The organism is Algoriphagus ratkowskyi, assembly GCF_002150505.1.
In the GTDB taxonomy this organism is placed as follows: domain Bacteria; phylum Bacteroidota; class Bacteroidia; order Cytophagales; family Cyclobacteriaceae; genus Algoriphagus; species Algoriphagus ratkowskyi.
In genome coordinates, this window is the sequence record NZ_MSSV01000016.1 from 26,504 (window position 1) to 46,255 (window position 19,752).

The following is a 19,752-nucleotide window of genomic DNA, read 5'->3' on the forward strand; positions in this document are numbered from 1 at the left end:
TAAATACCCAAATGCTAGCGAAATTATCACTCGCCGCAGGAATCTGTTTAGCTTCCCAGATTTCTTTTGCCCAAACCAACGATACCATTCCTGAAACTCAGCTCGGTGAAGTCATGGTAACTGCTCAGAAGGAATCTGAAAACCTACAAAAAGTACCTTTCAGTGTATCCGCCATCGACGATCGTAAAGTCGAGGAAATGAACCTGTGGCAGACCAAAGATCTCCGTGGCTATATTCCCAATCTATATTCGTCCAATCCTGGAGATAACCGAAACGTGATCTCCATTCGTGGTATTACCACTACTTCATACGAGCCTGCGGTGGCTACTTATGTGGATGGTGTGAATCAATTTGGATTGGATACGTATTTTTTCCTTCTAAATGATGTGGAAAGAATCGAAGTGCTTCGTGGTCCACAGGGAACACTTTATGGTAGAAATGCGATGGGTGGGGTGATGAACGTCATCACCAAACCCAAGTCGGATGAGCTTACTGGCTTTGTACGTGCAGATATCGGGAATTACGGATTTACCCGATTTGCAGGTGGATTGAAGACTATGCTGTTGCCGAAAAAGTTGTACATGGGCGTCTCCGTATTGTCAGACAAATTGGACGGTTATTACACTAATTTATATGATAACAGTGATTTCGATAGCCAAAAGAACTTCTTGATCGCAGGAAATATCAATTACCTTTTTGCAAAAAACTGGGAGGCAATTCTGAATGTGAAATCTAATGCTGGGCGAAATAATGGACCATTTTCTCTTGCGCCAGATCCTGGATCTGCTATAGAAAACCCGTATGAGGTCAATCAAAATGCTATTACCCAAATGGTGGACAATAGCCAAAATGTTTCTTTTGTACTCAAAAACTCTGGGCCAAGATTTAATTTCTCTTCTCAGACTTCCTACCAGAATAACTACCGCTACTATAAGACGCCAATAGATGGAGATTTCTCGCCAATTGACGGCGTTTCTATCGTGAATAATTATGGAAGTGATTGGAATACAGTTTCCGTTTGGACTCAAGAATTCAGATTGGCTTCCGCAAATACAGGTCAGAAGTTGAATTGGCAGGTAGGTTTTTTTGGCTTTAATTCAGATGCACCGACTAGACAGGGAGTTTATTTTGGAGATGATGCGGAATTGATTGGTTCGCCTATCCCCAATTTCACGATGCTCAATACTAATGTAGCTTCAGGTTACGGACTGGCATTTTTCGGACAGGCTACTTATAGCTTAACTGAGAAATTTAACCTGACTGCTGGTTTAAGATCTGACTATGAGAGCAAGAAATTAACTGTGGGGCAGGAGCTGGACTTTGGGCAGGGAGACCCAATGGTAACCCAGCCGGATACTACCGGAAATGTGAGTTACAATGCAATTTCACCAAAACTGGCCCTTGCTTACCAGTTGGCAGCTTCCAATGAGATATACGGAAGTTATAGCCGCGGCTTTAGACCTGGAGGTTTGACGCAGATCGGTTCAGATCCGAGTAATCCACCTTTATTTGGATATGACCCTGAGTTCTCAAACAACTTTGAAATTGGCAGCAAAAACTACTTTTTCAACCGGAGAATGAGAGTCAATGTCTCCGCATTTATTACCACGATTTCAGACGTTCAGGTTCCGGGATTGATTTTACCAGATGCGATAGTTGTAACTCAAAATGCCGGAGATTTGACCAGCACTGGAGTGGAGTGGGAGATCAACACGATTCCTGCAAGAAACGTGAGCTTAGATTGGAGCTTCGGATATACCCATGCAACTTTTGATAAGTTAATGCTTCCAAGCGAATCTGGAGAGGTGGATTACGCTGGTAACAGACAGATTTTCACACCAGAGCTGACCTCCATGATAGCAGCACAATGGACGCCACAGTTTTTCAGTTCCAAAGATTTGACCTGGATAGCAAGAGGTGAGTGGTTATACTTCGGTGAGCAGTTCTTCAACCTGGAAAACACCATCAGCCAAAATGCCTATCAGATCGCAAATGCTAAGTTTGGTGTGGTATCCGACGCTGTGGAGTTAACCTTTTGGGCTAAAAACATCTTTAATGAAACGTACATTGACTACGCTTACAGCTTTGGGCCAGCGCATTTAGGCAACCCAGCAACCTTTGGGATGACAGCGATGTATAAGTTTTGATTAGGTTGAAAAACGTTGTCCTGCTTCTCCCGAAGCTGGACTTCATTGTTGAATTATAATAAGTGAAGCCTCTGAAATCGGATGATTTCAGAGGCTTTTTTTATGGGGAGAACTAAGAATATGAACGAGAACCAGGAATGGACATGTCCTGATGGAGAATTCTATTTCGTAGCTGGGTTACCGAACAGATCATCTGATTCTTTTAGAGGGCTCAAAAGAACTCTAAATATTACTCTCGGCATGAACCTCTACATATGTGGCGGTTTATAAACCTTCAAATTTTTGTCATTCAATCTTCAGAAACTCCTTGAAGTACTTCGACAGATACATGTATTCTTCATTTTCAATTTTCCTATTCCCTATTGCATGCTCCACTACTTCATAGATTTCATTAAATGGATAAGTTGCACTTAAGTACTCATTTTCATCCATCCACTTTTTAAGCTTTTCGAGTTCATATTTGTTAATATCTCCATCTGCCATGATACCGTAGCAGACACCTTGGAGAAAGTGTAGATTCGATTTAGTTTTATCCTTTTCTTGGAAGCTAAGCGCATGTTTTTCGAGAATCTCTTGGAGTTCAATAATCTCTTCGGAACCAATTGTACCAGTTTTTACTTTTGAAGAAATTTCTTCAAAAAAAGTATTGAAAGGCTCTTCAGAACAAAGACTTTGATGCGTCTTACACCAAGCTTTTAGCACCTCATATTCGCTTTTTGTGATTGTGCCGTCCATGGCGATGCCATTTACTAAGCCGTTTAAATTGTGAAAAGCTACTTGGGTTCGGGTTAAAAAGTTGTTATCCATTTCCTGTTAAGTTTTTTATAAGTTACAAAGTCTTGATTAACAATGAAATGAAGTAGCCACGGTATTTTATGTTCGCTATGGCATATTTAAAAAAAGACTTGCACTGCATTGACCTCCTTACCAGACTAAATGCAGAAAGACTTCTCTTATCGAAGAAGCCTTTCTGCATTTATTAGAAACCTTTAACCGTATTAATTATCAAACAATCTCAGCTTTGAGCGTTAAGCTAAATGCCTCAATTTCATTTTTAAGGTTGTGGAACTGTCCTTTCATTTTCTGCAAAATTTCATCAGAATCCACCTGAACTGAGCTGATCATTTCCTGATAGTAGCTTACGCCTTCGATTAGATTGTTTCTGAATTTCTCCAAATAGACTTCCCTCTTAGCTACTTTCTCTGTGATTTTTGTGTCAAATTCTTTTTTCAAATAAGACACATATAGTTGCAGTTCTTTCACAAAAACATGCGGTCTATCTAGATCCATGTTGATTGCCAGCTTGCCATAGATATGATCCGCCATTTCTTTGAGTGTGAAGCTGCCTTTGAAATAAGCTAAATTTGGCCCAGGGCAAATTGTCACTGCTTTGAGATTTCGTCTTGGCATTTCTCCTGCCGCCAGAATTGCTGGTGCGCTCAAGCCTTCACAAAGACAATCTTTAGCTTTCACTTTTTCTATTTCTTCCGCATCAATTTCCCCTGCTTCAAATTGCTTGGCTTTCAGGTTTTGATACTGTCTGGAAGCAGTGCAAATAGGCTTATCAGTGAACTCCGTGTTATTCATTAGGAACTTCTTGTAGCAAGGACTACCTGAGCGGTTTTTTTCAATTCTGGACATACGTTGCTCCTCACCGGAGGAAGTTCTGAGGTTGTTGAACGGCACTCCAAGAGGAGAAGCGTGACTCAGGTAATAATCAGATTTCTTTGCGTGGAACAGGCGCTCAAGTGTGTCGTCATCTACAGAAGTAGCCTCTGGCACGAGCAGAAATGGGCTTCCCCAGCCAGTACCGTCAAGTTCATAGTACTCACGCAGGAAGCTATCTTCAGTCGCCGTCCCAATTCCGCCTTGATAAGTTATTTTAAAGGTTGGACTCTGTGAAAGCGGATTTGCTTCTTTGGATTGCAAAGCGCTTTGACAGGTTTCATACAGCGTTTGAAAAAGCTCAGACCTGTTGGTTTTGAATTCTTCCAGAATCGGCCCAATCAAAAATCCATCAGTAGCAAAGGCGTGCCCACCACAGTTTAAACCTGATTCAATTCTGAATTCTGAAACCCAAAGGCCCTTTTTTGCCAAAAATTTCCCTTGGATTAGAGCTGATCTGTAATCGCTTACTTTCAGGATTATTCCCTTTGAAATCTCTCCAAATTGATTTGGGTAGAATTCTGAAAATTGCTCAGCATAGCCATAAAGTGATGGGTTCATTCCAGCAGAGAAAACTACAGATCCATTGGCTTTGCTTAGTGCAAATCCTCTTAAAGCCGATAAGGCATCGGAATACTCTCGGGGTAATTCATTTCCAGACTTGTCATGGTTGATCTTATCGATTTTGGTCATGATGTTCACATCGACAGCACCCATACTAAGCTTGGATTTGAATTCCTCTTTGAGCTGGAATTTCTGTGATTCTGAGGCAGTTTCTAGCTTTTCAAACAAGTTTATCAACAGCGTATTCTCTGGCAAAAGATCAAGATACTTTCGGAATTCTGTATTGTTGGACCAGTCCTCATTGATCAATTTATTGAATTGTTCTTCCACGAGCGATTGAGTTAAATCTAGGTAGGCTGTGATTCTTTTGGCTCGATAATCTTCTTCGGTATCAGAGATAGGAATGAATTCCCGAACATATTTCTTAGAGTAGATTTTTCGCATATCTTCCAAAAGATGATCATCCATGATGGAGACCACGCTTGAAATCCCGTATTTGGCTACTTTGATCGGAGTGTCCACAGTATATCCAAGACCCATCACAGGTATGTGGAAACTATGTGCGTTGGTTTGATAAGGCATATCTAAAGAGAGAAATTATACTTGTTTATGAAAAAGTAAAATTAGGCCTAGCCGTCTCTTTTTAGGGTAGCAGATCTCATTGCTACAAGTGACTTTTATCAGTTTTTAGAGGTTGACATTCATGCATTATTATGAAAAAAGCTCAAGTCTGAAGACTTGAGCTAATTGTTTTGAATGATTTTAGGACTGTTTTATTCCTTAGCTTTTTCGGCATAGCCAAATACCTTCTGTAAAAGCATGGTACTTCTGGCCGCAGCATTTTCGCGGATTTTCAATTCTTCTTTCGCTATCTCATAAAATAATCCGTCAATCGCTTTTTGAGTAACGAATTTTGATAAGTCCGTATCAATCGGTGTCATTAGTGGTATTTTGTTATACCTCCCGATTACGTCACTCCAATACCTGGTTGCGCCAACTTTGGTTAAACTGCTTTCAATGATAGGCTTGAATTTACCTTCAAGAGATGTAGTCGTTTTTCCTGCAAAATATTGCGTAGCAGCATTGTCTGCTCCTAGCAGAATGTTCTTCACATCATTGATGCTCATATCTTTGATAGCAGCTACAAAAATGGGTTTTGCCTCGATGGCTGCATCTTCAGCGGCCCTATTTAAACTCGTGATCACCTGATCGCACAGGTCGCCTAAACCTAAAGATCGAAGTGTATTCTCTACTTTTTTGGCCTCTTCTGGAAAGGCAATTTTGACAGCTAAATTACCTAGATATCCGTCTTCTTTCGAAAGACGATCCGAGGCGTAGCTTGTTCCATATTCCAAAGCTTGCTTTAAACCTGAGTTTATTTCCGAATCGGTTGGTGTTCCGAGGTCCAAGGCCTTGCTTAGCTGACTTAGCGTATCGCAACTTGAAAGAAACATTGCGGTGACTAGCGTAAACGTAATTGAGATTTTTTTGAAAGTAGTATTTTCTGATTTCATAGTGATTTGCTTAGGTGATTCTAACATCCTTTCAACAATGATACCCGAGATTGCATTTTATAGAAAATTAAGGAGCTTAGTCGATTCAATAAATTGAATGTGGGTAAAAATCACTTCATCATAAACCCACATTATGCCAAGCGCATTATTAGAAAACTTATTTCATTCCAATGAATTTATAGGCATGTTTACGTATCAGGATTATTTGTTGGTAGATTTTATTTTAAGATAAATAATTGGTTTCATAAAGGAGCTGCAAGTTTAATTTGAGAAAAATATGAGTGCAAAAGAGCTTTATCTTCTTAACCTTTCTAGGATTACTAAGTACTATGATAAATAGAAAAAACATGACTACTAGGAGGAGAATAACAAATTTGTCTGCGGATAAGATGACAGAGGAATCAGCAATCAAAGGCTTTAAACTATCATTTCTCCTAATTTTAATTGCTTTACTAGGATGTCCCTTAGTCAAAGCTCAGACTGATAGGCCCAATATTATTTTAATTTATGCAGATGATTTGGGAATAGGATTGCTAAGTCATGAAGGTCAAAAAATAATTAGTACGCCTCACATTGATCAATTAGCGATGGATGGGATTAGGTTCCAAAGAGCTTACGCTAATATGCTTTGCGCTCCAGCTAGAGCTTCCCTGATTACAGGACTACACGATGCGCATTCAGTTCCGTTTCCTATTTCCAATGGAGCGGCATATATGCGAGCGGAGGAATCCACCTTGGCAATGATTGAAAAATCAATCAATGAAAAGTTGCCAGCAGTTTCTGCTGATCAGGTTTTCTTGGGTCAGGTAGCTCAAGGGATGGGGTATAAAACCGCTCAGTTTGGTAAATTGGAATGGGGTTTTTCTACCACTGACGAGCAAATGAAGCGGCATGGATGGGATTATTATCTGGGGTATTTGGATCACGTTCGTGCACATGGATTTTATCCGCCATTTTTATTTGAAAATGGTAAAATACTACGATATGAAGGTAATACTCTTGTCAACGCAGGGAAATCTATAGAGCCAGAGACGGAGGAAAGTTATCAAGAACGCTGGGATAGAACTGGAAAAGAAACATATTCTCAGGATATTTTTATGGAAGGGATACTTGACTTTATTAATTCAAATAGAGACAATCCATTTTTCATCTATTTCCCTACTCAGTTGCCTCATGGTCCAGTTTCCATTCCTGAAATACATGCCGATTTTGTTGCTAATGATCAATTGACTTCTATTGAAAAAGAATATGCCTCCATGGTCAAGATGCTTGATGACAATGTGGGGCAGATCGTGCGAAAACTTAAGGAGTTAAACTTGGATGAAAATACGATTGTGATTTTCACTTCTGACAATGGACATGAGATTTACTATAGTAAAGAAGGAAGGATAGAGAAGCCTTACACCAATATCCAAACAGGAGAACGATTTGACGACCATACCAATAAATATTACAGTGAGCTAGCAGGGGATGTTTTTGATGGCAATGGCGGGCAGGCTGGGATGAAGCGGAGTAATCTGGAAGGTGGCATCAGAGTGCCATTGATTATCAAATGGCCTGATAAAATTGAAAAAGGAAGGGTGAGCCAACGCCTGACTGCCAATTATGATTTACTAGCCACGATTGCTGAGCTGACTGGTTATTCAGAAGATTTCGAAACAGATGGGCTTTCTTTTTTGAACGAGCTAATGAGCGTTGGGAGTAAAGACCCACAGCATGAATTCCTTGTTTACTCTTCTTTTACTGGCCCGACCTTAATTACACAGGATGGTTGGAAATTGAGGACAATTTTAGCAAAAGATATATTCGAATTATTTTATTTACCAGAGGATTTAAAGGAACAGCATGATTTATCTGTACTTCATCCAGCTAAATTAGAATCCTTAAAAAAGAGTCTATTAGAAGCCTGTGATGGAGATTATCAAAATGGACTTTACTCAACTACTAAAAGCCAGATCAAGCTGAACTGATAGGTGTCAACAGGCTGATTCAATGGAATCTAGTTCCAAGCAAAACTTTATTAATTGAGATGTAAAGTTCAAAAATAAGGACTTAGAAATTCTCCCTACTCTTAGTTATCAAAGAAGGATCTTCTTCTAGAGACTTTCAAATCCTGCAGGATAGTTGATTTCACGCGGATGTCAATATTGTAGGAAGTGAATGCACCAAAAGGCACCCAGTTGACATTCATTTGCCAGCAATGCAGGTCTCTGGCAATACCGATCATGGTTTGAGTCAGCTTTTTTGTTTGCGCGTCAAAGCCTGTATTGAAGTTGATTTTCCACTTTTCAGATAGGGAAAAATCGCCATTCATGCTGATCGTCTGCGTGATGTTTTGACTTCCGGATACTTGTTTACTGTATGAAAGCACATAGCCAAAGGAGACGTTCCACGGAATGTCCCAATCGATATAAAGACTAGGGTCGGTTGCTATTCTATTGATTTCACTTTCCACAAAATCATTCATCACTCCCCCTTGCTGGAGAAAATCACTTGTCATTTCATCTCTGACTTCTCCCTGATTTTGAGCACTGTTAGGATTTATTGAGGCGTTCATATTCAGTGAGGCACTACGAATAGTACCGATCCCACCACCGTTTTTCCAGGCAAATTCATTGATAGATCTGTACGAATCTACACCACCCGTGGTGACATATGCTTGGCTCGCATAGGGATCAAGTGTTGAACTCATATTTACAGAAAGTTTTCTGTTGAAAAAGCTTGTTCTGGCGCTGATTCGAATAGGAGCAAGCTGAAAAGAATCAGCGGCAAAGTTATAGCTGGTTCCTAGATCAAGATTTTCTAATAAGGGGATTTTCTTCGTTTTTCCTTCTCCGGTAGAATCAGCTTTGTCAAGAATTTTAGCTTCCAGTACACTTCTAAGGCTGAAACTCATTGCTCTACTTTCACCTTGTGGAGCACCACTGTACGCAAATCCATCTTGGCGAGAATATCTACGTATATCACCTTCATCATTGACTCTCACGTCCTGAAAATAGCCGTAGGATGGGTCTGAGAAATCCGGAGTGAAGTTGAAACTAATAGCAGGCTGGATCAGCTGACGAATTGTTCGGATGTTTCCTTTATTGAAATTGAAAAAACCATAAATATTCGTATTCATGCTGAACGAGGTATTGTAATAAGTCACCCGATTAAATCCGTCCTCCAGAATTTTATCCACACGCTCCTCTGCTGGGTTATAGAAGTAATTGATACGTTTCAGATACCAAATCTCAGTTAAACTAGCCGATGCAGTACCAGTGAAATATTTGAGGAGTCTAAAATTTGAACTTACCGGAATTCTGGTTCTAGCGCCATTGTTTGCATTTTCTAACAAATACCCGAAGTTCGCTGGCGTAAAAGGCACCAAGTCTGGCGTCCCGTCACTGTCCACTAAATCTGGATCCACGCCAAAATCCTGAGTGACTTTATTTGTTATAGAGTTCTGCAAATCAAAACTGTAGCCAATATTGAAGGTTTTTAAAGGCTCAAATTTAGAGTTTTTGAAAGGGCTTTGCCTGTTCATACTCAGGTTCATCGTAGGTAAGCTGAGTTGCACTTCTCCCGTTTGCACACTCTGAGAATGCCTCATACTTGCGCCAAACGAGAACGGCGTCCCTGTAAAAGTTTTGGTGTAGTTGACGGAAGAAGACAAATCCGAAGTCACGTTGTTATAGAAATTATTTGGGTTGACGATATTATTGAAGTAACTCGTCGATCCGGCATTTACAGAAGCAGAAAAACTGCTATTTCCTCGAGAAACGGGGTTATGAGACCATTGAATCCGGAACGTGTTATAGTCAACAGGATTCAGCTCAGTTTCTGGAGACTTGAATTTCTGAAAGTCAATATTGAATGAACCACCGAATCTATAGCGTTTTTTATAAGCAGCTTGAGACTTTAAACCCCAGCCTCCATTGGAATAGATGTCTCCTGTGATTCGAGCATGTATGAAGTCATTAAAGGCAAAATAGTATCCCAGGTCACGTAGATAAAGCCCTCTTTTTTGCTCTTGCCCATAGGAAGGGAAGATCAGACCTGAAGCTTTTTCCTCTGGAGTGTTTGGGATGATACCAAAAGGTAAGCCGAGTGGAGTAGGGATGCCATTGAAATAAAGATTAAATGGGCCAGCCACAACCTGCCCGCCTTCTATAGATTTGATTTTATTGGCTGCCACATGGTAGTGAGGCGTAGTGAGTTTACACGTGGTATAATATCCATTCGCCAAATATATACTTCCATCTGCCGTCTTTTTAATTGTCTCCCCACGAAGAATTCCGTCTTGTTGCTCAGTGACTACATCTTTGATAATTGCTTTCTGAGTTTTAAAATTATACCGCATTTCCTTTCGGATCTCATAGGAGGCATTGCCATCTTTGAAGAAGGGGCTACCAGAGATATTTCCTAAGCTATCAGTGACTCCTGAGGCGTAGAGTTCAGAGTTTTGCCAATCGATCACGATCAAATCAGCTTCTAGCCTCATTGTCCCATACTCAAACCAAGCTTGCTTATGTAGGTAAATTTTGTTTTCAATAAAATCAGAAACGATACTATCTTCACCGTAATAAGTAATATCTGTAGCGATAAAACTCCCGGGCATCATTTTTGTCGAATCAGAAAGTGCGAGGGTATCGGAAGTAGTGGGCAAGGTGTCTAAAGCAATGAGATCTCGCGAAGGCGGCATCAAAGAATCGGGAAGTACAAGTGGCTTTTCTTCAAGTTTGCCAACAGGTTTTTGAGCAGTCGCTATCAGCGGAACAATCAATAGCCCAAAAAAGCAAAATAAAAAGAGCCTGAATTCCTGCACTGTTGCTTACGCTTTATTTAAATTTGAGTGAATTTTCGTGTAAAGTTAATTTTATTGCCCTCATGGAACGGTCGAAAAACAAAAAAATTCTTCTTAGTCTAATATTATGTATCCCCTTTGTATTTGGGGGATTCATTACAAACGATTCAATGATGCCGTATTTCCGGATGAAAAAAATCGTTTTGGATGCCGGTCACGGCGGCAAAGACCCTGGTAATGTGGGTTCTAAAGCTCGGGAGAAAGACATTAATTTAGCAGTCACACTCTTGGTTGGAAAATATATTAAGGAAAACATGCCTGACGTTCAAGTTATCTACACTCGTGATGATGATAGCTTTCCTACGTTAAAAGAACGACCAACGATCGCAAATAATAATAAAGCGGATTTATTCGTGTCCATTCATTCAAATTCTGCACCTAACAAATCAGCTTTCGGTACTGAAACATTTGTGATGGGAACCAAGCACTTTGACGCCAACTTTGATATTGTAAAGCGAGAAAATTCGGTGATACTGCTGGAGGACAATTATAAGGAAAATTATGAAGGTTTTGATCCCTCATCTCCAGAGTCCTACATGATGTTCAACTTGATGTCAAAAGTACACTTTGAGAATTCAGTGGTACTTGCAGACCATGTAGAGACACAATTTAGAGATAGAGTAGGCCGTAAAAGCCGAGGAGTTAAGCAAGGTCCTTTCTATGTATTGTGGACTCCGTCTATGCCATCTGTTTTGGTTGAATTAGGATTTCTTTCTAATTCTGAAGAAGAAAGATTCTTAATGAGTCAGGAAGGTAAGGAGTATATGGCATCAGCGATTTACAGATCTATTCGAGATTATAAAGAAGCAATTGAGAAAAATTGATTATCTCATTTCATAGTAAAAAAAGCCCTTTTTCGTAAGAAGAAGGGCTTTTCGGTTTAATGTGTTTTATGTAAATCCGCATTTGCAACATTAAAAGCTATAATGATGCTCAATTAGACAGTGTTGAATTGAGACTACTTCGGTCACCCGTCTTCGGTCTTCCAGCCTGTTAATCAAAGGAAACAATAATACAGGCAAGATGGCGGATAATCGTCCTGTTTTTTATCTCGGATCAACTCTCAAAGCCGGGCTTCACATTCTCCCAAAATTCGTCCAAAGCGATAATTCGAGGTTTGAGAAAAGAGATTATGGCTGGCCAATCGTCTGTATTCATCACATTAACATTTGGAAGAATTTTCTCGATTCTTGAAACGGGTTGTCCAAATTCATTTTGAACTAGCAGATTCCAGTCCCATTTCTCACCGACGATTGACTCCAACATTCCTCTAAACTGTGCAAACTGGTCAAAGTACAGTTCCTGCAATTCTTCGTCGGCATGGCCTAATTCTATGCCTATTGACGCAAAATCGTTCTCTGCTTTCATGCGGAAGTAGATATGTCGAACACCAGTTTTGTAATTCGGCCAATTGATACGTCTTCCTTCCGAATTCGGAATTGGCTTCATGTATTGCCCAAAAGCAATCCAAAACTCCGAACGGATTCTCGATGTTTCAGCTTTATTGTACAAGATTAATAAGTCGTGTGGCTGTCGCTTGGTAGGACAAGGATGATTTCCCCCGATTTGGTATTTTCATCATCCAGCTTTTCCAATTGATCCTGCGTCACCATATGGATATTCAAGGCTTTCAAAGTTGGAAATTCTCTTTTCAGATACCAAAGTATCCCTTCTCCATCTTTGGAATGATAGGATCCATTAATGTGGTAAATTTTTTTGCCTGCATACAGCGGCTCGAAGAGTGATTCTGCCATTGTTGCATCTTTCAATGCCTGTGCCTGAATCATGTAATCTGAGTTTCCCGGGGCTCCATGCATCATATCTTTCATCGCAACATATCCTGGCAAGCTCATATCTATTGCCATTGGAAGCTTTGCAAAGTAATTTTTCGCCTCTCGAGAAAGTGAATCCAAACCAGATAAACCTGCTTTACTTACCAATGATGCATATTTCCGAGGCACATTTGTCGCAATAAATCTTAAATTTTTCTCTTTCGCAAAGCGTAGAACAGGACGGTAATCCGTGCTGTAATTTTTCCAAAGTTTGGCTTCACCTTCGAAACTACTTTCGGTTATTTGATCCGAAAACCACTCGTCGAGATTTAACTGATCTTCACGCTCGAAAATCTCTGAGCCCACGACCAACTCTGGGTTTTCAGCTTGTAAGCCTTTCAAAACCTGCAGCTGTAACCAATGCCCCAAACTATTATTGTGAAGCTCACCGAAAAATACAACATCCGCACTTTTTGCCTCTTTGAGTACTTGCTTTAGAACGACTTTTTTGCCTTTTTTGGTGAAAAACTGATAGGCTTCACCTTGTGCTTTTACAGTTCCAATAGATACAAACACAAAAAGTAAGGCTAAGAAATGGTTACGCATAATCTTCTGGATATTGTATTTGAACTGACGAAAAACTCACTAATCCGCCGAGCGCTGGGTGGTGTTTCTTGAGGGTAAGTCTGATTTGCTTGGTGTCCGGGTAAGTCTCCAGGATATCTGTGACGATCATATGGCCGAGATGCTCCAGCAGCTTCACCTTCACGTCCATTCTGGATTTTATCAATTTATACAATTTGGAATAATCCACCGTGGCACTGAGATCATCATGTAGCATAGCTTGACGGAAATCAGTTTCTAATTCCAGATCTAATGTGAAGCGATTACCGAGAATAGATTCTTCTGGATAAGCACCGTGATAGGCATGAAACTCAATACCCTCTAAACTTACTTTTCCCATTAGTTGAACTGGTCAAAAAATGATCCCGATTGGTTCTTCGGTTCATCATTGTATTTTGGTTGAGTGGCTTGAGGTTTGACTGGTTCTTCGAATGGACTTTTGTCTTTGGCTTCGTCTAGGTCATCTATATCCTCTTCGAGTGCTTCATCTTCCAATTCCATCCTTGTATCCTCAATTTCTAGCTCATCTTCAGCTTTTTCAGCTTCCATTTCCCAATCAGGATTTGTTTCCTCTTCCTCCAATTCTAATTGTTCTTCGATGACTTCCACTTCCACAAGTTGATTTTCCTCAATTTCCTGCTCAACAACTTCCTCTTCGTATCCGAGTTTTTCCAAGTTTGCAAAAGTATAGGTCTGTGATCTACTCAATTCATCTATCGCTCGTGCATGTGCTTTGGCATCGATTCTGGAGAAATGTGCTTCAGACAAATCAATCTGGTTTGCAGTATCCTGTGCAATTCTTCTCAGACTCTTCACCATAGATTCTCTTTGCTCTGCAAGACCTTCATACGATCTCACCAAACCTTGCATGCTTTCTCTTAGCTCTACGATGGTTTCTTTAGCTTTTATTTCTGCTGCGCCTATGATAGCCGCTGCTTGTTCTTCCGCCTGTCTTCTGGTGTCTGCAACTAGCTGATCTATATGTTTAGTAGCATTATCAGCTATCTCGTTTGCGTCCGCGATGATCAAATCTGCTGCTTCGTTTGCCTCCACAATTATGGCTGCGCCTGTATCTTCGGCAGTTTTTAAGGTGCGGAATAGTGATTCCTCTACGTCTTTCAGGCGCTTAGCCTCCGTTTCCGTATTCTGAAGCTTCGTTTTGAGCTCCATATTCTCTTTGTGTAGTCCATCGACCACTTCACTTATTTCATCCAAAAAAAGCGTGACTTCTTTTTTCTCATATCCTCTGAATCCAACTTCAAAGTTTCTCTGCCGAATGGCTGCTGGTGTGATCTTCATAGATTAATTTTCTTCAATTTGCCAAATAGAAATAGTACGGTCATCAGATACGGATATGACATGGCCATGATAGCTACTCCAAATTACTTTATTTATTGAAGTGCCATGACCAGCATTCCGCGCTTTGTCGATGACTTTAAGGAGTTTTTTCTCACCAGCATCCCAAATCTTAATCGATTTGTCCATGGAACAAGTGACTAGGAGATTTCCGTCCTCCCGGAAATATAAATAATTAATGGCATACATATGTGCCACGATGGTTTCTTGTAATGAATAGTCGGTTGTATCCCAAAATTTCAATCGTGCGTCCCGTCCTGCACTGACTAACATAGACTCATCTGGAGAGAAAGAAAGTGCAAATACAGAATTGGTGTGTTCCGCCATATTAGCAATGGGATGAAAATCGTTTGATAGATCCAGAATCTTAACCGTATGATCGCTCAAACCAATTGCAAGCTGTCTTTTCTCTTTTGCAACAGACATCACACGAATACTTTTTAAACTCAGTTTGATATGCTTTTTGACGGTTTTTGTGTTGATATTAACTACAATTAGAACTCCATCTCCAGTTCCGATATAGGCTTCATCTCCAAAGACTTTAATGTCAAAAATTGCTTTATCAGTTAATTTCAGTGACCAGATTTCCTTGCTTTCATTTAAGTCTATGACATTGATTCCCTCGAAATTATGACCTATGAAAAGTAAATTTCTAAGTGGGTCAGTTGCAAGTGCATAAACGGAGTGTGGTAATCTTGCGATCAACTTTCCATTTTTAGGATGGTCCAAATCCCACGCTACTACCATTCCATCTCCGGCCCCAGTATAAAAATATCTGGGATCACAGCCTTCTACCAGCGCGTAGATGCAGTCATTGTGCCCGGTTAGTGTTTGTAATTTATTAACTTCTATTTTTGACATATATTGGACGGAGCCTTTCGGTGCCCTTCTAGCCTATGCAGACAAAAATAGAAAAAATAGATTCGTCCTCGGCTTTAGCCATCAAGATTATCGAGGCTCAGGATGAAAATGATCTTGATTTCCTCAGCTTTCGTGAAAAACTTGCCTATGCAAATATTTCGCATCATGAAAAAAAACGTGAATGGGCCACTGCTCGTATGGCGATCCGGGATGCCTTGAAGGTATTGCATGTCCCATACCCTGGTTTTTTCAAAGATGAACATGGCAAATCTCAGGCGATGAATGGTTACGGATTTATTTCGCTTACCCACACGATAGGCTATGCAGGAGCAATCTATCATCGTGACAATCCAGTGGGAATAGATATGGATTATGTTCGGGAGAAAATACTTAGAATTGGGCGTCGTTTCTTAGATCATTCGGAATTGGACTTTCTGGAAAATGATCCATTACATTATACAATGGCTTGGTCGGCTAAAGAGTCTATCTTTAAGTGTCAGGGAAAACGTGGTGTTTCCTTTCGAGAAAACATATTATTGGAACCCTTTGATTCTAAGACTGGAATCATCAAAGGCAAGATCCGAGGAACGGATTTTACCGATCATCATTATACAGTACAAGTTAGGGTGCTCTCTGACGTTGTACTCACTTACACCATCTGGTAAATGTATTTGAGCCTACCTGCCGGGCTGACCTTTGAAAATCAAATTAGATACAGATGAAAAAAATAAGCTTAGCACTTCTCCTAATTCTTTTCACATCACTCTCTCTTTTTGCACAAACACTGCAAGAAATAAATCTGACAGATGCGGTGACAGGTAAAGTTATCAACATCCAATCACAGGTAAAAGGGAACGGATTGGTATTAGTTTTTCACAGTGTGGCCTGTCCTTTTGCTAAAATGTACGAGGCGCGAATGATAGCTTTGCGCAGCAAATACCAAAATCAAGGCTTTACCTTTATTCTGGTGAATCCAGAAGTCAGTGGAAATGATGCTGATAAAACTGTATTAAGAAGTTATATAGATGATTCTGGTATGAAAATGCCCTACTTGATAGACGAAAATCAGGTATTATCCAAGCATTTCAAAATCACTAAAATCCCAGAAGTAATTCTCATTACTCCAGGGTCAGAAGGGACAATAATTAGCTATAGAGGAGCCTTGGACAATAATCCTCAGGCAGAGAGTGCGGTGTCAGAAAAATACCTGGATCGAGCAATGGATTCTATTCTCAAGCGTGAATCACCACTTCCCAGTCAGGTCAGAGCAGTAGGTTGTAATGTGCGGACGTTTTAAGAATTCAGCAGGTTAATAAGTTCCTTGATCTCTAGAACTTTGTCAGTTTCTCCGAGTTTCTCGAAGGAATTCTCTAGGTTTCGAAACATCCGCAGCATCATTTGTAAATGTGCACAAGGCTCAAAGTAATCTTCCTTCACATCTATTTTTAATTGCTCTAAGTAATTGATAATATCCTTTCTGCTGAAAATTAAGCCCTTATTGAAAGCATTAATGTAAAAAGTGATGTCTGCTGATTTATAGGTAAGCACAAATAGATTTGGGAGATTCACGCCGTAAATAGGCAGGCCCAGCTTCTTTGCAACAAGCAAATAGATAGAGCATAAAGTAAGTGGGTTGCCACGCTTGGAATCCAAGACAGAGGAAAGCATGCTATTGGCAGGGGAGTGGAAGTTTTTAGTGTTGGCAGAGAAGCGAAGCCTATTATACAACACATCATTGATAGAACGAACCTGCTCATAAGGGTTTAGATCATTCTTGAAAGCAGTCCAAACTTCAAAATAAATCTGATGCATTTCAGCATTCAACTTGGAATACTCAAGATCTGGGTACTGATAGGTATTGATAATCCAAAGGCCCGTAAGCAAATCACGATCATCAGTATCTCTCCAATCGGTGAGTCTGGCTTTTAAAAGCGAAAATTGAAGATCGTGTACCAATTCCTCTATTTCCTTCTGAATATCCGGGTTAAAGCTATTCTCCCACTTATTTTCCAAAAAAGGGATAATATCATTCCCAATTGAAAGGATTCGATCCCGAACATGCATTCTCACTTCTTGATCTGAATCATCCAATAAGGAAACTAAAGCATTTAATTCTCCGGGAGTCAATTCGTTCATATCTATAGGCTACGGAAATAAAAGGATATTAGATTACCAGGGGTTATGTGGTTAGGTTGATAAATAAAGTAAGAAATTAAAATGAGAACTATACAGTTTGTGCTGTTATTTCGATTAATAAAGGACCACATGTAAGCTATATTATTTGACGATTAATGCATCAACACGTTCGTTTTCCGCAGGCTTCTCAAACCATCCTTCCATAAAATCAAAGTCTTCTAGACTCACTTTAAACACAAATGTTTCACCTTTTTCATTATTTCTCTTGACCACACGCCTGAGCCTGGTTTCTTTTGAAATATCCAAATAATGAAGCTTCAGCTCAAACCCATTTTTATGAGCAAATTCTCTGAATTTCTATCGGTGGTCATATTTGGAAAGCCCTAGGTCTTAGATTGAATCTGTTCCTGAATCCTCAAGCTGTACAAACAATGTCATCATTAATTTTTCTGCTCGATCAAGTCTCTTGAGGGAACATTCCAGTCCATCGCTTGGCTTTTTATCGATAAGGAAAAGAGTGTTATTCCATTGATCTATTGAGAAAATAACACCTGCTAATTTGCTCTTTAATTGGTGTGCATAAGTCGTTTTTCCAGAACCAGTATTTCCAACTATAAGATGTATCATTTTAATTGGTTCAAATGTGAGCCAAACCTTTAAAGGCCTAGGTTTGAATTACACCAACATTAAATCTTTCCGTAATCGGTGAATGATTCGCCGCTTCTATTCCCATACTGATTACTTTTCTAGTTTCCCGAGGATCGATCACCCCGTCTACCCAAAGTCTGGATGCAGCATAATATGGGCTCAATTCCTCGTTATATTTTGAGGTGATTTCATCTAGTAATTCCTTTTCATCTTCGGGGGATATCTCAAGACCTTTCTTTTTCAGTCCTGCTACTTTGATTTGCAAAAGTGTATTTGCAGCAGCTGCACCAGACATTACTGCCATTTGCGCTGTGGGCCAGGAATAAATTAATCGAGGATCGTACGCTTTGCCACACATAGCATAGTTACCTGCGCCGTAGCTATTTCCTAACAGAAAGGTGAATTTGGGAACCACAGAATTTGCCATAGCATTCACCATTTTCGCTCCGTCTTTGATGATGCCTCCATGCTCAGCTTTGCTTCCCACCATAAATCCACTGACATCTTGTAAGAAAATCAACGGGATTTTGCGCTGATTACAATTCATTATAAAACGCGCTGCTTTGTCTGCTGAGTCAGAGTAAATCACACCGCCCATCTGCATTTCGCCTTTGGCGGTTTTGACAATTTTACGCTGATTCGCTACGATTCCCACAGCCCAGCCATCTACTCTTGCAGTTCCACAAATTAGAGTCTTTCCATAATCCTCTTTGTACTCATCAAAGTCGCCTCCGTCTACCAACCCTTTAACTATCAAAAGCATATCATAAGGTTTGACACGCTCGGTTGGGAAATTTGCAATTAATTCTTCTCCGCTGAAACCAGGTGCCTGAGATTCTGCACGGTCAAAACCAGCTGTAGGATTATGCCCTATTTTATCAAAAATCTTTCGGATCGCATCTAAGCAATCCTGATCTGTATCATATTTATTGTCTGTGACTCCAGAGATTTCGCAGTGCGTAGTCGCTCCACCTAGTGTTTCATTATCAATCGTTTCTCCGATTGCTGATTTCACTAAATAAGAACCAGCAAGGAAAATAGAGCCCGTCTTATCCACTATCATCGCTTCGTCAGACATGATAGGTAAATATGCTCCTCCAGCTACACAGCTGCCCATAATTGCGGCAACTTGTACAATTCCCATGGCAGACATTTTTGCATTATTTCTGAATTGACGGCCAAAGTGCTCCTTGTCAGGGAAAATTTCATTTTGCATAGGGAGAAAAACTCCAGCGCTATCGACTAAATAGATCACAGGAATTTTGTTCTCCATGGCGATCTCCTGAGCACGAAGGTTTTTCTTGGCTGTCATAGGAAACCAAGCTCCCGCTTTCACAGTGGCATCATTGGCTACAATCATGCACATTCTGCCACTCACATAACCAATACCTGTCACTACTCCACCTGATGGACAACCGCCCTCTTCGGCATACATTCCATCAGCGACAAATGCTCCAACTTCTAAAAATTCCGTATTCTGATCACGTAAATAGTCTATTCGCTCTCGAGCGGTAAGTTTGCCTTTTGCATGTTCTTTTTCTATTCTTTTGGTTCCTCCGCCTAGCTTTACTTGCTCATATTTTGCCTGCAAAGACTGGAGTAATCCCTCCATTACTGAG

At 40.2% G+C, this 19,752-nt stretch carries 18 protein-coding genes; 5 read left to right on the forward strand and 13 right to left on the reverse strand.

Annotated elements, in window-relative coordinates; translation table 11 throughout:
• The first annotated feature begins 11 nt into the window (after nt 1–11).
• Entirely contained in the window at nt 12–2,147 is a 2,136-nt protein-coding gene (locus BVH02_RS15670; protein ID WP_111357163.1) for a TonB-dependent receptor, read from the forward strand.
• Nucleotides 2,148–2,432: 285 nt separating this feature from the next.
• On the opposite strand, the gene BVH02_RS15675 is transcribed toward BVH02_RS15670, so the two are convergent.
• The 3 genes from BVH02_RS15675 to BVH02_RS15685 all read right to left on the reverse strand — a co-directional run bounded on the left by BVH02_RS15675 (nt 2,433) and on the right by BVH02_RS15685 (nt 5,890).
• Nucleotides 2,433–2,954, reverse strand: coding sequence for a hypothetical protein (locus BVH02_RS15675; RefSeq protein WP_086502417.1), 522 nt, complete (start codon nt 2,952–2,954; stop codon nt 2,433–2,435).
• Nucleotides 2,955–3,152: 198 nt separating this feature from the next.
• Complete coding sequence (locus BVH02_RS15680) at nt 3,153–4,958, reverse strand: hypothetical protein (RefSeq protein WP_086502418.1); 1,806 nt, start codon at nt 4,956–4,958, stop codon at nt 3,153–3,155.
• 191 nt (nt 4,959–5,149) lie between these two features.
• Nucleotides 5,150–5,890 (reverse strand): DUF4197 domain-containing protein, encoded by a 741-nt coding sequence (locus BVH02_RS15685; protein ID WP_086502524.1) that lies wholly within the window; start codon nt 5,888–5,890, stop codon nt 5,150–5,152.
• Between the two features lie 347 nt (nt 5,891–6,237).
• Between BVH02_RS15685 and BVH02_RS15690 the strand changes: the two genes are divergently transcribed.
• Nucleotides 6,238–7,860 (forward strand): arylsulfatase, encoded by a 1,623-nt coding sequence (locus BVH02_RS15690; protein WP_223271886.1) that lies wholly within the window; start codon nt 6,238–6,240, stop codon nt 7,858–7,860.
• A 101-nt stretch (nt 7,861–7,961) separates the two neighbouring features.
• Here BVH02_RS15690 and BVH02_RS15695 read toward each other — a convergent pair whose 3' ends face one another.
• A complete protein-coding gene (locus tag BVH02_RS15695; protein WP_223271885.1) occupies nt 7,962–10,697 on the reverse strand; it encodes a putative LPS assembly protein LptD in 2,736 nt (911 codons plus the stop codon).
• 62 nt (nt 10,698–10,759) lie between these two features.
• Here BVH02_RS15695 and BVH02_RS15700 point away from each other — a divergent pair, with 62 nt between their 5' ends.
• The gene (locus BVH02_RS15700; protein WP_086502420.1) at nt 10,760–11,560 is read left to right on the forward strand and encodes an N-acetylmuramoyl-L-alanine amidase family protein; all 801 of its coding nucleotides are present in this window, start codon (nt 10,760–10,762) and stop codon (nt 11,558–11,560) included.
• Between the two features lie 232 nt (nt 11,561–11,792).
• Here the strand turns inward: BVH02_RS15700 and BVH02_RS15705 are convergent, their stop codons facing one another.
• Genes BVH02_RS15705 through BVH02_RS15725 form a run of 5 tightly spaced genes read right to left on the reverse strand, consistent with a single transcriptional unit; the run spans nt 11,793 to nt 15,349 of the window.
• The gene (locus BVH02_RS15705) at nt 11,793–12,248 is read right to left on the reverse strand and encodes a DUF4268 domain-containing protein (RefSeq protein WP_086502421.1); all 456 of its coding nucleotides are present in this window, start codon (nt 12,246–12,248) and stop codon (nt 11,793–11,795) included.
• 2 nt (nt 12,249–12,250) lie between these two features.
• Nucleotides 12,251–13,114, reverse strand: a complete 864-nt coding sequence (locus BVH02_RS15710; RefSeq protein WP_086502422.1) for a ChaN family lipoprotein — start codon at nt 13,112–13,114, stop codon at nt 12,251–12,253.
• Nucleotides 13,107–13,472: a dihydroneopterin aldolase gene (gene folB / locus BVH02_RS15715; RefSeq protein ID WP_086502423.1), complete on the reverse strand. Its 366-nt coding sequence runs from the start codon at nt 13,470–13,472 to the stop codon at nt 13,107–13,109. The genes BVH02_RS15710 and folB overlap by 8 nt, the downstream gene beginning before the upstream one ends.
• Nucleotides 13,472–14,431 (reverse strand): DivIVA domain-containing protein, encoded by a 960-nt coding sequence (locus BVH02_RS15720; protein ID WP_086502424.1) that lies wholly within the window; start codon nt 14,429–14,431, stop codon nt 13,472–13,474. The genes folB and BVH02_RS15720 overlap by 1 nt, the downstream gene beginning before the upstream one ends.
• A gap of 3 nt (nt 14,432–14,434) precedes the next feature.
• Nucleotides 14,435–15,349 (reverse strand): WD40 repeat domain-containing protein, encoded by a 915-nt coding sequence (locus BVH02_RS15725; protein ID WP_086502425.1) that lies wholly within the window; start codon nt 15,347–15,349, stop codon nt 14,435–14,437.
• Between the two features lie 35 nt (nt 15,350–15,384).
• Between BVH02_RS15725 and BVH02_RS15730 the strand changes: the two genes are divergently transcribed.
• Both BVH02_RS15730 and BVH02_RS15735 read left to right on the forward strand, forming a co-directional pair.
• Nucleotides 15,385–16,014, forward strand: coding sequence for a 4'-phosphopantetheinyl transferase family protein (locus BVH02_RS15730; RefSeq protein ID WP_086502426.1), 630 nt, complete (start codon nt 15,385–15,387; stop codon nt 16,012–16,014).
• A gap of 53 nt (nt 16,015–16,067) precedes the next feature.
• The gene (locus BVH02_RS15735) at nt 16,068–16,646 is read left to right on the forward strand and encodes a redoxin domain-containing protein (protein WP_086502427.1); all 579 of its coding nucleotides are present in this window, start codon (nt 16,068–16,070) and stop codon (nt 16,644–16,646) included.
• Here the strand turns inward: BVH02_RS15735 and BVH02_RS15740 are convergent.
• From BVH02_RS15740 to BVH02_RS15750, 4 genes are all read right to left on the reverse strand, one after another.
• The gene (locus tag BVH02_RS15740; protein WP_086502428.1) at nt 16,643–17,485 is read right to left on the reverse strand and encodes a transglutaminase-like domain-containing protein; all 843 of its coding nucleotides are present in this window, start codon (nt 17,483–17,485) and stop codon (nt 16,643–16,645) included. The two genes, BVH02_RS15735 and BVH02_RS15740, sit on opposite strands and share 4 nt — an antisense overlap.
• 141 nt (nt 17,486–17,626) lie before the next feature.
• Nucleotides 17,627–17,791 carry a hypothetical protein gene (locus tag BVH02_RS21660; RefSeq protein ID WP_205635742.1) on the reverse strand — a complete coding sequence of 55 codons (165 nt, stop codon included), beginning with the start codon at nt 17,789–17,791 and terminating at the stop codon, nt 17,627–17,629.
• 84 nt (nt 17,792–17,875) lie between these two features.
• A complete protein-coding gene (locus BVH02_RS21665; protein WP_205635743.1) occupies nt 17,876–18,112 on the reverse strand; it encodes an AAA family ATPase in 237 nt (78 codons plus the stop codon).
• A gap of 37 nt (nt 18,113–18,149) precedes the next feature.
• Nucleotides 18,150–19,745, reverse strand: a complete 1,596-nt coding sequence (locus BVH02_RS15750; RefSeq protein ID WP_223271889.1) for an acyl-CoA carboxylase subunit beta — start codon at nt 19,743–19,745, stop codon at nt 18,150–18,152.
• Nucleotides 19,746–19,752: the final 7 nt, after the last annotated feature.